Source organism: Paracoccus panacisoli, from assembly GCF_042435015.1.
GTDB classification, from domain to species: Bacteria; Pseudomonadota; Alphaproteobacteria; order Rhodobacterales; family Rhodobacteraceae; genus Paracoccus; species Paracoccus panacisoli.
In genome coordinates, this window is sequence record NZ_JBHMQU010000046.1 from 54,103 (window position 1) to 66,974 (window position 12,872).

Below are 12,872 nucleotides of genomic sequence, written 5' to 3' on the forward strand. Positions count from 1 at the left end.
ATTTTGCTCGGCTCAGGCCCCGGTCACTTCGCCGGGCCGGCACCGAAGATGAAGGCCGAGAAGGTGGGCGAGCCGAAGGCGAGGTCGCGCCCGGTCACGAACCCGTCGCCGTCGGGATCCGAGTTCTTGAACTCTTCATCCGCCGTGGCCAGCACCTCGTCGCGGGTCGCGATCTTGTCGCCGTTCGCGTCCCAGTAGGCGAAGATCTCCTGCTTCATCGAGGTGAAGTCCTCGGACTTGCCGTTCAGCTCGGCGACGTAGCTGAAGCCGGGGTCCCAGGCCATGAACTCGGGCTCGTCCACCTGCCCGTCGTTGTTGCTGTCCATCGAGGCCCAGACGAGCCGGGTGAACTCGCGGAACTCGTCGCGGTCGATCTTGTCGTCGTTGTTGGTGTCGAAGGACGCGGCGATGCGGCGCATCACGTCGATCTCTTCGGGAAAGTTCTGCGCGGCCAGCGGGGCGGCCAGCGCGACAACGAGCGCCAGTCCGGTGAGCGTGGTCGGCGTCAGCTTCGAAGCCTTCATGTCATTCTCCTCCTCGATGGTGCGGCCCGGCAGGGCCACGGTGTGGTCTTGGCATCGTCCCGGCGCGGCGGCCGCGCAGCCGCCGTGCCGCGTTCTTCCCAGGTTCAGATCTTGCCGTCCTTCATCAGGCCGAAGCGCTTGGGGAAGTACCGCTGCAGGACCTCGCGGAACTTGGGCGAGTCCGGGCGGGCCCAGTTGCGCATCAGCTCGGAGCCGAACTGGATCGCGGTGATCGGCGTGGCCCCGGCCTGCCGCATCCGCTCGATCGCGGCGTGGTGGGCCACCGGCGAGATGCCGCCCACGGCGTCCTCGACCGGGTAGCAGTGCAGCCCCTCGGCCTGCATGTCGATCACCGGGAAGGTCAGGCACACCTCGGTCCAGAGCCCCGCGATGACGATGTTCTTGCGCCCGGTGGCGAGCATGGCGTTGCGGAAGTCCTCGTCCTCCCACGCGTTGACGCCGCTGCGGTCGATTTCCTCGACGTCGGGCAGCTCGGCCAGGATTTCCTCGGCGGTGCCGGTGTTCACACCCATGTCCACGCCGACCGTCGAGACGATCACCGGCACGTCATAGGCACGCGCGAACTTGCAGAGCGCGATGACATTGAGGTTGATCTCCTCGGCCGAGGACGAGGTCACGGTGCGGTACTGCTCGGGCTGATAGTCGATTAGCGCGATGGCGCAGTTCTGCGGCGTGAGCAGCCGGTCGGAGGTCTGGTCGCGGATGGGTTCGGGCTGGGTCTTGGGCATGGGGTCCTCCCTCAGGGGTCTTCGCCGGGTTTGGTGGTGAACAGGTCGGCCCATTCGGGGTGGCGGGCATACTGGGCGCGCACGTAGGGGCAGACCGGGATGATGCGGAACGCGTTGGCCCGCGCGTCCTCGAGCATGAAGTCGAGCAGGGCCTTGGCCACCCCCTTCCCGCCCATGGCGTCGGGCACCCCGGTGTGGTCGGCGCTGATCACGCCGTCGCCCCGGTGGGTGAAGGTGATCTCGCCCTCGGCGTCGATGCCGTCGATGCGGGCGACGTAGCGGCCGTGCCGGCCCCCGCCGTCTTCCTTGGTGATGGTGATGTCGCTCATCGTCTCAGAACTCCCTCTTGAGGATCGTGCGGTCGATGGACAGCGGCCCCGCGCCCCAGGCGGCGAGCAGCAGCGCCGCCACCGTCCAGATCGCCGAGAGGCCCTCGGCCTTGAACTGGACCATGTACAGGAAGGTGGCCCCTCCATCGGCGCCGAGGTTGCGCAGTCCGTCGGCGGTGAAGAGCGATGCCTGCCCGGGCAGGGCCGCGATCCCCTCGGGCGTCAGCAGGGCGGTGCCGTAGGGGTGGGTGACGTGGAACCAGTAGGTGACGGCGAGCATCACGCCGTTCGCCAGCGCCGCCGGTCGGGTGAGGAACCCGACAAGGATCATCAGCCCCCCGACGAACTGCAGCACCGCGAGCACCGCCGACCACAGCCAGCCGGGATACATCCCGATGCTTTCGGTGAACCCCGCCATGGCGAAGGGGGCGGTGATCTTGGGCCAGCCCTCGACGATCAGCAGCGCGCCGACCAGCACCCGCAACCCGAGATGGGCGAGCGGCTGTGCCACGCGATCGTAGAACGGCCCGAGGCCGGGCAGGATCAGCGGCGTGTCGGAGTCTCTCATGTGTTCCCCCTCTGACGCAAAGGGGCGGCCCCTGCGGACCGCCCCTTGGTTCTCAAGCCGCGCGCGCCGTCATGGTCGCCTTGGCCCACCATGCAAGCTCGTCGAGCATAGCGTTCAGCGAGGGCGCCAGCACCTGCTCAACCTCGGCCATCTCGGCGTTCTGCCCGATCGGCGAGGTCTTGAAGAACTCGCCGCCGCCCAGGTGCACCGCGTTGCGCAGCGGGACCATCTGCAGCTCGATCCCGATGCCACGCAGATGTTCGACCGCGCGGGCGGCCCCCACGCCGCCATAGCCGAGCGCGGCCATCGGCTTGCGGTTCCATTCGGTGTAAGCTTGGTCCAGCGCGTTCTTCAGCGACCCCGAGATCGAGTGATTGTACTCGGCCGTCACGAAGATGTAGCCGTCAAACTCGCCCACCTTCTTCTGCCACGCGACCGCGCGGGGGTCGCTCGACGGCACCCAGGCATTCGACGCCACCTCGTCGAAGAGCGGAAGGTCGAAGTCGCGCAGGTCCACGAGTTCGAACGTCATGTCGTCGCGTTGCTGCGCCTTTTCGAGCAGCCAGTTGGCGGGCTTGTCAGCAAACCGGCTCTGGCGGGTCGATCCGATGATGATGGCGATGTTTGGCTTGGTCATTTCAAGTCGTCCTGATTTCGTCCGGGGCACGTGGTGTGCCCAGCTTCGCAACTTCAAGTGACCCTTTCCGGCGTTCGGGACTAGCCTCTATCAAAAGAAAGCCGCGTTCGGCTGACACGAACAAGACATCTCTTGCTCGAATCTTGCAAGCCCCCAACTCTCTGACCCAGAGCGCGGGGCTTTCCCCGCCGGTTAGGAGCACGAAGATGCGCAAGATCGTTGACACCACCACTGCACCGCGCGGCCATTGGGTCGGCGACGGCTTTCCCGTCCGCTCGCTCTTCTCGCATATGTCGGGCCGGTCCGAGACCACGCCCTTCCTGATGCTCGATTACGGCGGGCCGCATCATTTCGAACCCGCGACGCGCCCGCGCGGGGTCGACGTCCACCCGCACAAGGGCTTCGAGACCGTCACCATCGTCTACGAGGGCGAGGTCGAGCACGGCGACTCGACGGGCCGCGGCGGCGTCATCGGGCGCGGCGACGTGCAGTGGATGACGGCGGGCGAGGGGATCCTGCACAAGGAGTTCCACAGCCACGACTACACCGCCAAGGGCGGGATGTTCGAGATGGTCCAGCTGTGGGTGAACCTGCGCGGCCAGGACAAGTCCGCGGCGCCGGGGTATCAGAGCATCACCGACGCGCAGATCCCGGCGGTCGATCTGCCCGATGGGGCGGGGCGCGTCCGGGTCATCGCCGGCAGCTACGGCGACGCCAAGGGGCCGGCCTCGACCTTCACGCCGATGGACGTGCTGGACCTGCAGCTGAACGCCGGGGCGACGACGACGCTGACCCCGCCCGAAGGCTGGAACGTGCTGGTCGTCGCGCTGTCGGGCGAGGTCACGGTGAATGCCGAGGCCAAGCTCACCGGCCCCGCCGTGGCGCGCCTCTCGCGCGAGGGCGGCGGCGTGGTGATCGAGGCCGCGAGCGACGCCAAGCTGCTGTTCCTCGCCGGTGAGCCGATCGACGAGCCGATCGCCGCCTACGGCCCCTTCGTGATGAACACCGAGGGCGAGATCCGGCAGGCGATCCAGGACTTCAACGCCGGAAAGTTCGGGCGTCTGTAAGCGCGCCGGGCGGCGGGGCGACCCGCCGCCCGCCCTTGCAAGGAGTGTCACATGGACCAAGACATCACGCTGGGCAGCCGCACGGGCCTGCCCGAAGACCTGCTGTTTTTGACGCGCAAGCACCCGCGCGGCACCTGGCGGGGGCAATCGGCGCTCGCCGGGACGGCCGAGATCTGGCTCGCCAACCACGATTACTTCCGCGCCATCACCGCGAAGATCGCCGAACAGTTGACGCGGCTGCGCGAGGACGGCGAGACGACCTATGACAGCGCCCCGGGCCTGCGGCGCCACATCGGCAGCCTGCTGGGCAGTCTCGACGGCCACCACCGGATCGAGGACCACCATTACTTCCCCGCCTTCCAGCGCGTCGAGCCGCGGCTGGTCCGGGGGTTCGAATTCCTCGACGCCGATCACCACCTGATCCACGACGCCATCGACGAACTGGCGGCGGTGACGCAGGCCAGCCTGCGCCGCCTCGGTCAGGCCGAGGGCGTGATGACCGGCGACCAGAAATACGCGGTCGACGATCTGGCCGCGACGGTCGATCGCATCGCGCCCCTGCTGCGCCAGCACCTGGCCGATGAAGAGGACATCGTCATCCCGCTGATCCTCGAACGCGCCAAGGCCGACCCGGAGTTCGGCGCATGACGACGATCCTCATCCTGCTGATCGCCGGGGTTCTGGGCGGGGTCCTGCTGGGGCTCCTGGGGGTGGGCATGGCGCTGGTCGCCGTGCCCGCGCTGGTGTTTTCGCTGCCGCTGCTGGGCGTGCCCGCGGCGCAGGCGCCGCTGGTGGCGCTGGCGACCTCGATGGGGATCGTGACCATCGGATCGCTCAGCGCGATGACGGCGCATCACCGCATGGGCAACGTCGACTGGGCGCTGTTCCGGCGCATCGTGCCGTTCAGCCTCATCGGCCTGCTGGCCGGATCGGCGCTGGTCACGGTGTTGCCGCCCATGGCCCTGCGGGTGATCTTCGCGGCGTTCCTGGTGTTCATCGCCGCCCGGATGCTGCGCGGCCGCAAACCTTCGCCGGGCGCGGGATCGGCGCGCCACGACCGGCTCGCCGGGGCCGCGATCGGCACCGCCGGGGCGCTGATCGGCGCGGGCGGCGGCGTCTTCATGGTGCCCTATCTCTCCGCCCGCGGCGTCAGCATGGTCCGCGCGGTGGCGAGCTCCGCCGCGATCGGCCTGCCGGTGACGGTGCTGGGGTTCGTGTTCCACGCGCTCCGCCCGCTCGAGGGGATCGCCGCGCCGATGCTGGGCTCGGTCCATCTGCCCGCGCTGATCGGGCTGGGGCTCGGCGGGGTGATCGGCGCGCCGTTCGGGGCGCGTCTGGCTGCACGCCTGCCCGGGGAGGCGCTGAAAAAGGGCTTTGCCGTGCTGCTGCTGGTCTTGGCCGCCGCGCTGGCCCTGGGATCGTAGGAGCAAGAGAATGCCGACCGTACCCGCGCCGCGCCCGATGGCGCGCGACCCGCGCGCCTGGGCGCTGATCCTCGCCGCGACGCTGACGATTCTCTCGAACGCGACCATCAGCCCGGCCCTGCCGGGACTGGAGGCGAGTTTCGCCGACCACCCCGACGCCGCCCGGCTGGTGCGCCTGCTGGTGACGGCGCCGGCGCTGGCCGTGGCACTGATCGCGCCCTTCGCGGGGATCATCACCGACCGGTTCAGCCGCCGCCGCCTGCTGCTCGGGGGGATCGCGCTTTACGCGGTGGCCGGGACCGTCGCGGCGTTCATCCCGACGCTCGAGGGGATGCTGGTCAGCCGCGTGGTGCTGGGGATCTCGGTCGCGGCGATCATGGTCGCGCAGACCGCCCTGATCGGCGATTATTTCGAGGGCGCCGCGCGGGGCCGGTTCATCGGCTGGCAGATGGCCGCGACGAATTTCGGCGGCTTCGTTTTCATCCTGGCGGCCGGCTGGCTGGCGGCGATCTCGCCGCGCTGGCCCTTCGCGCTCTACGCGGTGGGCTTTGCCTATCTGCCGTTCATCGCCGCCGTGCTGCGCGAGCGGCCCGTGGCCCGCACGGGCGAGCCCGCGCCTCGCCCCGCGGCAGAGCCCGCCACCCCCGGCTGGGCGGGGCGTGTCGCGGTGCTGGCCGGCATGGCGGGCATGACCTTCGTGATGTTCTACATCGTGCCGGTCCATCTGCCTTTCTACCTGGCCAGCCTGGGACTGGCGGACCCCGCGCTGACGGCGCAGGTGATGGCGGCCACGACCGTGGCGGGCGGGCTGACGGCGCTGGCCTTCGGCCGGGTCCGGGCCCGGCTGGGTGGTCGGGTGACGCCGGCGCTCGGCTATCTGATCGTGGCGGCGGGGTTTTCGGCGATGGCGGCGGCGGGGGGCGTGGCCGGGCTGATCGCCGCCAACGCGGTGCTGGGGATCGGGCTGGGGCTGGTCATGCCGAACTTCATGACCGCCGCGCTGAACGTCGCCCCCGCGCATCGGCGGGGGGCGGCCTCGGGCGCCATGACGACCGCGATCTTCACCGGCCAGTTCCTGTCGCCGCTGCTGACCGGCCCGCTCTTCGACGCGCTCGGCTATCCCGGCGGTCTGCGCATCGCGGCGCTCGTGGCGGTCGGTTTCGCCGGTCTCGCCGCGCTGGTGCTGGCGGATCGCTAACCCGCCAGCCAGCCCTGCACCGCCGTCAGATCGGCGCCCGACAACTCGTGCCCGGCCTCGATCAGCCGGGCATCGACATCGGCGCCGCTGGCCTTCAGCGAAGCCTCGAGCGGGGGGGCCATGCGGCCGTAGGGGTCGCGCGCCCCGGTCGTCATCAGCACGCGCGTGCCGGTCAGGTCGGCCGCGGGCGCGTCGTCCAGAACCTCGATCCCGCGCAGCAGCACCGCGCGCCGCACCACGCCCGGATGCAGCCGCAGGATCGCGCCCAGCAGGTTCGCGCCGTTGGAATAGCCGAGGAACGTCAGCGCGTCGGCGTCGAGCCCGTAGCCGCGCACCGCGCCCGCGACGAACCCGGCGAACGCCTCGGCCTCGGCGGCGATGTCGTCCTGGTCGTAGGTGAGCGGGTCGAGGCGCCGGAACCAGCGGTTGATCCCCTCCTCGGTCGACCGCCCGCGCACCCCCAGCAGGGTCGCGCGCGGGTTGATCCGCGCGGCCAGCGGCATGAGGTCGGTCTCGGACCCGCCCGTACCGTGCAGTAAAACCAGCACCGAGCCGTCGGGATCGTCCGGGGTATGGAAGCGGTGGACGAAGGGCAGGTCGCGCATCGGCATCCTTTCCGCGCCGGGCCGCGCGAACTGCGGCAGGATCACCTGCAGGTCGGCGGCGCGCGCCTGATCGTGGGGCGGGACGAACAGGGTCTCGCCCAGGTGCTCGGCCGGTTCGTCCACGGTGAAGCCCGGCGCATCGGTCGCATATTCGAAGAGCGTCCCGGTCGGTTCGCGCACATAGAGCGACATGAAGTACTTGCGGTCATGGACCGCGGTCGCCCCGTCATGATCGCGCAGCGCGAGCCGCATCGCCCGCACCGCCTCGACGTCGGGGGCGCGGAAGGCCACGTGGTCGAACACCCCCGTCCCCTGACCGCCGGTCACGAACCCGGCCGAGCCACGGATGTCCACCACATCGCTGTCCGACGCCATGCGGATGAACGGACCGTCGCGGCGCTGCTCGGCATAGCCGAAGCGGTTCAGGAAGCCCGCCACCGTCTCGGCATTGTCGGTCAGGATCGTCACCCCCCGGATCCGGGTCGGCGCGGTCGGATCGTCAAGCGGCGCCTCGGCCGGCATGTCGAGGCCGACCAGCTTCACGATGATCCCGTCCGGGTCGCGCAGGCGCAGCACGCTCTCGCCCATCTCCTGCGCGGGGCCGCTGACCGGCACGCCCGCCCGCATCGCCCGCGTCAGCCATTCGCCGAGGCAGCCCGGCGCGACGGCAAAGGCGATCTCGGAGACCTGCCCCAGACCCACGCGCCCTGCCGCCCCGTCCTGCCACACGAGAAACGTCACGATCGAGCCCGGGCTGCCCAGCCGGTCGCCGTAGAACAGGTGAAGCTGCTCGGCGTCCTCGTACCCGCCGGTCTGCTTGACCAGCCGCAGGCCCAGAAAACCCGCATAGAAATCCACGTTCTTCTGGACGTCGCGGGTCAGAGCGGTGACGTGGTGGATGCCGGTCGTCACGCGGCAGCCTCGCGTGCGAGCACGCGCTGCACCGCCTCGTCTGCGGCCAGACGGTCGTGCAGCGCCTGCACGTTCGGGAAATCGGCGATCCCGCCCGGCAGCATCTTCACGCCCCAGCGGATCATCGGAAACGCATAGGCGTCGATGACCGAGCGCGTGCCGCGCCCCTCGCCCAGCACCCAGTCGCGGCCCTCGAGATGGGCGTTCAGCGCGGCCATCTGCTTGCGCACGAGCTTGTGGCCGGCCTCGACCACCGCCTTCTTCGCGGCGTCGTCCTGATCGACCGTATAGCGGTAGGGCATGAACACCGGCCAGAAGGCCGCGTGCATGTCCGAGGTGAAGAAGGCCGACCAGCGATGCGCCTCGGCACGCTCGCGCAGGCTGTCGCCGCCCGTCAGCCCGGCCTCGGGGTGCTTGTGCGCGAGGTATTCGAGGATCGCCCCCGCCTGGGTCAGCAGCCAGCCGTCGTCCTCGCGCAGCGTGGGCACCGCGCCGGCCGGGTTCACGGCCAGCAGCTCTTTGCTGCCGATCTGGACCTTCACCGCCTCGTAGGGCGCCCCGATCCATTCCAGCACGATATGCGGTGCCAGCGAACAGGCACCGACGGCATAATACAGCGCAGTCATCAAGCCCTCCCTTTTTTTCGCAAATCTTTCGCGCGCGGCGCGGCTTGTCCAGCGAAAGCCGCGTTCGGAGGCGCAGAACGCGTTCCGGTTGATCGGTTTGCCGCAGCGGGCTAGCGTCAACCTAAAGCAGGAGGCAATAGCCGGAGTCACGCATGAGCTGGAACCCCGCCCTCGCACCCGCCTGCCCCGACGAGATCGGGGTCGATGCCATCGAGACGCTGATCATCCCGCGCGCCCGCGACCTGGGCGGGTTCGAGGTCAAGCGCGCCCTGCCCGCGCCGCGGCGGCAGATGGTCGGGCCGTTCATCTTCTTCGACCAGGCCGGCCCGGCAGAGTTCCTGACCGGGCAAGGCATCGACGTGCGCCCGCATCCGCACATCGGGCTGGGCACCGTCACCTATCTCTACCGCGGCGACTTTCACCACCGCGACAGCATCGGCACCGATCAGGTGATCCTGCCCGGCGCGGTCAACTGGATGGTGGCCGGCAAGGGCGTGACCCACTCCGAGCGCACGTCGGCCGCGGGCCGCGCGGGGCCGCACAGCCTCTACGGCATCCAGACGTGGATCGCGCTACCCGAGAACCGCGAGGACATGGACCCGATCTTCGAGCATCACGGCAAGGACAGCCTCCCCGTGATCGAGGCCGAGGGCGTCCGGGCCAACCTGATCCTCGGCCACGCCTACGGCGAGCGCGCGCCCGCGACGCTTTACTCGGAGACCTTCTATCTGGACGTGACCCTTACCCCCGGGGCGCGCTTTCCGCTGCCCGACGACCACGAGGATCGCGGGCTCTACATCACCGAAGGGTCGGTCCGCATCGCCGGACGGGATTTCGCCGCCGGCCAGATGATGGTGTTCCGGCCCGGCGACAGCATCACCGTCGCCGCCGGTGCGCAGGGCGCGCGGCTGATGGCGCTGGGCGGGGCGACGCTGAACTGGCCACGCCATGTGTGGTGGAACTTCGTCTCGTCCTCGCGCGAGAAGATCGAAGAGGCCAAGCGCGAATGGCGCGCCGCCGACTGGGGCATGGGGCTCTTCGACCTGCCGACCGGGGACCGGGCGGAGTATATCCCGGCGCCGGAGTAGGTCGCCGCTAGGCTGGCAAGCCGAGAGAGCAACAGGCAGACCAATCGGCGCGCATGCCAGATGCGCCCGCGCCGGTGATACGTTGTCCCGCAGCCAGCCGATCGACTGCGTCACCCCTCGGACCGGCGCGCCAGTGCCGTCCATGCCGAGCGTGTGAGCAGCAGCAGCGTCGCCACCACGAACACCGCAGCGATGGGCCGCTCGAGGAACACCATCGGGTCGCCACGCGAGATCAGCAGGGCGCGGCGCAGGTTGGTCTCGATCAGCGGCCCGAGGACGAAGCCGAGCAGCAGCAGCGCCGGACTGAAGGCCGCGCGGGTCAGGGCATAGCCGGCGGTGCCGATCACCGCGACCGACATCACGTCGTATGCCGAACCCCGGACCGACCAGACGCCGAGGCAGACGAACACCACGATGGCAGGATAGAGCCAGCGGAACGGGATGCGCAGCATCGCCACCCAGATCCCGATCAGGGGCAGGTTCAGGATCAGCAGAAGCAGGTTGCCGATGCCGAAGCTTGCCACCAGTCCCCAGAACATGTCCGGCCGCGCGCTCAGCATCATCGGCCCGGGCTGCACGCCGTGGATGACCAGCGCGCCGAGCATCAGCGCCATGATCGGATCGCCCGGGATTCCCAGCGTCAGCGTCGGCACGAAGGCGGTAATGGCGGCGGCATTGTTGGCGGACTCGGGCGCGGCGACGCCCTCGACCGCGCCTTTTCCGAACCGCTCGGGCGTGCGCGACAGCCGCTGCTCAACCCCATACGACAGGAAGGATGACAGCGTGGACCCGGTGCCCGGCAGGGCCCCGAAGAAGCTGCCGAGCCCCGCCCCGCGCAGCGAGGGCCAGGGGATGCGGCGCACGTCGTCGCGGGTCGGCACGAGCGAACGCAGCGGAACGGGGGGTGGGCGTCCGGTGCGCTCGGCATGGCGGATCGAGCCGATCACCTCGGCCACGCCGAACAGGCCCATCGCCAGCGCGACGAGGTTCACGCCATCCATCAGCGGGATCTGCCCGAAGGTGAAGCGCTGCACGCCCGAGTTCACGTCAGTGCCGATGCAGCCGACGATCATCCCCAGCACCACCATCGCAAGACCCTTGACCGGACGATCCGCCCCGATGGTCGAGGCCGCGACGAGCCCCAGCACCATCATCGCGGCGTAATCCGCAGCGCCGAAGGCCGTGGCGGCGCGGCTGAGGACTCCGGACAAGGCGACAAGGACGGCGATGCCTATCATCGATCCGATGAAGCTCGAGATCATCGAGACGAACAGCGCCACTCCCGCGCGTCCCTGTTGCGCCATCGGGTAGCCGTCAAGCGTCGTGACCGCTGATTGTGGCGTTCCCGGCAGGCGCAGCAGGATCGAGGCCACCGCGCCCCCATACTGCGATCCGTAATACACCCCGGCCAGCATGATCAGCGCACTTTCGGCGCTGATGTAGTAGGTGATCGGCAGCAACACCGAGATAGTCGCCATCGCCCCGATCCCGGGAAGCACCCCGACGAATGTGCCCAGCACAACGCCGAGCACGCACCAGATCAGGACGTCGGGCGCGGTGGCGACCGACAGCCCGTGCATCAGGCCTTCCCACCCCGTCATCGCGGCTCCCTACGGCCAGAGTGGCAGCGACATCCGCAGCCCCAGATGGAAGACCAGGACGCAGAGCGCAGTGACGCAGGCGGCGAGCGCCAGCCTCCACGCGATGCCGCCCCGCGGCGTGGCGAGCGAGGAGATCAGGACCGAGGCGGCAGTGGTGCCCACCAGCCCGAAACGTTCGACCCCTAAGGCGAAGACGGCGATGGCACCGACAACCGCGGCGAGTTCCGGCAGGGCTAGCCGAGTCCGCTGGCCGGCGGGACCGGCGCCCAGCGTGACGATCGCGCCGAGCCCGGCGAGCGTCAGTCCGAGGGCCATAGGGTAAAACCCCGGACCCATGCGGCGCAGCGTGCCGATGTCGAACCGCGTGGCGGACCATGCCGCCACCGCGAGGCCCAGACACGCCAGGATGATCCCGCCGAACTGGTCAGCGCGGTCGCGGCTCACTTGGCGATACGGTCCAGAACTGAGCCCCAAACAGTCGTGTCCTCCGCAATCCGCCGGGCGAGGTCCTCGGGCGTGCCGGGTGCCGCGATCCAGCCCATGTCCAGCAGTTTCGATTGCACCTCGGGATCGGCGAGGATATTGTCGATCTCGCCGTTCAGTCTTGCGACGATCTCGGGGTCGGTGCCTGCCGGGGCAATGAAGGCATTCCACAGCTCGGCGCGGAAATCGTCGGGCAGGCCGGCGTGACCCGCCATCACCGGGACGTCCGGCGTCTGCGAGAACGGCTGTGCCGACGTAACCCCAAGCATCTTCATCGTGCCGGCCTCGACATGAGCCATCGCCGCCGAGGGCGCCATGAACCCGCTGTCCACCTCGCCCCCCATGATCGCGGTGGTCACCTCGGCGTAAGAGGCGAAGGGCACGTGCAGCATCTGAACCCCGGCGCGGTCGGCGAAAAGCTCGGCGGTCAGGTGGGCGCCCGAACCCTGGCCGACCGAGCCGTAGCTCAGCGCCTCCGGCTCGGCCTTGGCGCTCGAGACGAACGCCTCGAGGTCGGCGGGGCCGTCCTTGCCCACGGCCAGCACCAGCGGCGAAGTTGCGATCATCGCCACCGGGACGATGTCGCGGGCGACGTCATAGCCGATGTCCGGGACCAGCCGGGGCGAGGTGGTCAGCGGGCCGTTGATCGTGGTCCCGAAGCTGTGTCCGTCCTTGCTGCTGGCAAGCATCTGCTGGACACCGATCACGCCGCCGGCACCCGGCTTGTTCTCGATCACGACCGGCTGACCCAGCCGTTCGGCCAGCGGCTCGGTCACGATGCGCGCCAGCAGGTCAGGCGACGATCCGGCGGGGAAGCCGACATAGACGTGGACCGCCCCGGTCGGCCAGTCGGCCGCGACGGCGCCGCCCGTCAGGGCGAGGGTGAGGGCAGCGGCGATATACGCGGGTCTCATGGTCATCTCTGGCGGCCTTTCTGATCCGGGGTCGGGCAATAAGGTCAGATGCGCCGTCGGTCGTCAACGCACGCACGACCACCGCGGCAGGCGGGTTGGGCGGGATCCTTGACCCATTTGGGGCGCGGGGCGGGAAGTGGAGCTTGA

At 69.6% G+C, this 12,872-nt stretch carries 15 protein-coding genes; 5 read left to right on the plus strand and 10 right to left on the minus strand.

From position 1 onward, the window contains the following. Positions 1–23: 23 nt before the first annotated feature. The 5 genes from ACFHYO_RS09955 to ACFHYO_RS09975 form a co-directional block, all read right to left on the minus strand. Positions 24–563, minus strand: coding sequence for an EF-hand domain-containing protein (locus ACFHYO_RS09955; RefSeq protein ID WP_394320126.1), 540 nt, complete (start codon positions 561–563; stop codon positions 24–26). 65 nt (positions 564–628) lie between these two features. Continuing rightward, a complete protein-coding gene (locus ACFHYO_RS09960; RefSeq protein ID WP_394320128.1) occupies positions 629–1,273 on the minus strand; it encodes an isochorismatase family protein in 645 nt (214 codons plus the stop codon). Positions 1,274–1,284: 11 nt separating this feature from the next. Beyond that, on the minus strand, positions 1,285–1,602 hold the full coding sequence (locus tag ACFHYO_RS09965; protein ID WP_394320130.1) for a GNAT family N-acetyltransferase: 318 nt from the start codon (positions 1,600–1,602) through the stop codon (positions 1,285–1,287). A 4-nt stretch (positions 1,603–1,606) separates the two neighbouring features. After that, positions 1,607–2,170: a DoxX family protein gene (locus ACFHYO_RS09970; RefSeq protein WP_394320132.1), complete on the minus strand. Its 564-nt coding sequence runs from the start codon at positions 2,168–2,170 to the stop codon at positions 1,607–1,609. Between the two features lie 52 nt (positions 2,171–2,222). Further along, positions 2,223–2,807: an NADPH-dependent FMN reductase gene (locus ACFHYO_RS09975; RefSeq protein WP_394320134.1), complete on the minus strand. Its 585-nt coding sequence runs from the start codon at positions 2,805–2,807 to the stop codon at positions 2,223–2,225. A 206-nt stretch (positions 2,808–3,013) separates the two neighbouring features. On the opposite strand from ACFHYO_RS09975, the gene ACFHYO_RS09980 reads away from it, so the two are divergent. The 4 genes from ACFHYO_RS09980 to ACFHYO_RS09995 are packed head-to-tail and all read left to right on the plus strand — an operon-like array spanning position 3,014 to position 6,496. Next, the gene (locus ACFHYO_RS09980) at positions 3,014–3,874 is read left to right on the plus strand and encodes a pirin family protein (protein WP_394320136.1); all 861 of its coding nucleotides are present in this window, start codon (positions 3,014–3,016) and stop codon (positions 3,872–3,874) included. A 51-nt stretch (positions 3,875–3,925) separates the two neighbouring features. Next, the gene (locus ACFHYO_RS09985; protein WP_394320138.1) at positions 3,926–4,522 is read left to right on the plus strand and encodes a hemerythrin domain-containing protein; all 597 of its coding nucleotides are present in this window, start codon (positions 3,926–3,928) and stop codon (positions 4,520–4,522) included. After that, positions 4,519–5,298 carry a sulfite exporter TauE/SafE family protein gene (locus ACFHYO_RS09990; RefSeq protein WP_394320140.1) on the plus strand — a complete coding sequence of 260 codons (780 nt, stop codon included), beginning with the start codon at positions 4,519–4,521 and terminating at the stop codon, positions 5,296–5,298. The genes ACFHYO_RS09985 and ACFHYO_RS09990 overlap by 4 nt, the downstream gene beginning before the upstream one ends. Before the next feature lie 10 nt (positions 5,299–5,308). Further along, positions 5,309–6,496: an MFS transporter gene (locus ACFHYO_RS09995; protein WP_394320142.1), complete on the plus strand. Its 1,188-nt coding sequence runs from the start codon at positions 5,309–5,311 to the stop codon at positions 6,494–6,496. On the opposite strand, the gene ACFHYO_RS10000 is transcribed toward ACFHYO_RS09995, so the two are convergent. Further along, the gene (locus ACFHYO_RS10000) at positions 6,493–8,013 is read right to left on the minus strand and encodes a VOC family protein (protein ID WP_394320144.1); all 1,521 of its coding nucleotides are present in this window, start codon (positions 8,011–8,013) and stop codon (positions 6,493–6,495) included. The genes ACFHYO_RS09995 and ACFHYO_RS10000 overlap by 4 nt on opposite strands. Continuing rightward, the gene (locus ACFHYO_RS10005) at positions 8,010–8,639 is read right to left on the minus strand and encodes a glutathione S-transferase family protein (RefSeq protein WP_394320146.1); all 630 of its coding nucleotides are present in this window, start codon (positions 8,637–8,639) and stop codon (positions 8,010–8,012) included. The genes ACFHYO_RS10000 and ACFHYO_RS10005 overlap by 4 nt, the downstream gene beginning before the upstream one ends. 152 nt (positions 8,640–8,791) lie before the next feature. Between ACFHYO_RS10005 and ACFHYO_RS10010 the strand changes: the two genes are divergently transcribed. Then, on the plus strand, positions 8,792–9,727 hold the full coding sequence (locus tag ACFHYO_RS10010) for a pirin family protein (RefSeq protein ID WP_394320148.1): 936 nt from the start codon (positions 8,792–8,794) through the stop codon (positions 9,725–9,727). Positions 9,728–9,837: 110 nt separating this feature from the next. On the opposite strand, the gene ACFHYO_RS10015 is transcribed toward ACFHYO_RS10010, so the two are convergent. From ACFHYO_RS10015 to ACFHYO_RS10025, 3 genes are read right to left on the minus strand one after another with little or no spacing between them, the layout of a single operon-like run. After that, positions 9,838–11,328, minus strand: a complete 1,491-nt coding sequence (locus ACFHYO_RS10015; protein ID WP_394320150.1) for a tripartite tricarboxylate transporter permease — start codon at positions 11,326–11,328, stop codon at positions 9,838–9,840. A 9-nt stretch (positions 11,329–11,337) separates the two neighbouring features. Further along, complete coding sequence (locus ACFHYO_RS10020) at positions 11,338–11,772, minus strand: tripartite tricarboxylate transporter TctB family protein (protein WP_394320152.1); 435 nt, start codon at positions 11,770–11,772, stop codon at positions 11,338–11,340. Continuing rightward, positions 11,769–12,731, minus strand: a complete 963-nt coding sequence (locus ACFHYO_RS10025; RefSeq protein WP_394320154.1) for a Bug family tripartite tricarboxylate transporter substrate binding protein — start codon at positions 12,729–12,731, stop codon at positions 11,769–11,771. The genes ACFHYO_RS10020 and ACFHYO_RS10025 overlap by 4 nt, the downstream gene beginning before the upstream one ends. Between the last annotated feature and the right edge of the window lie 141 nt (positions 12,732–12,872).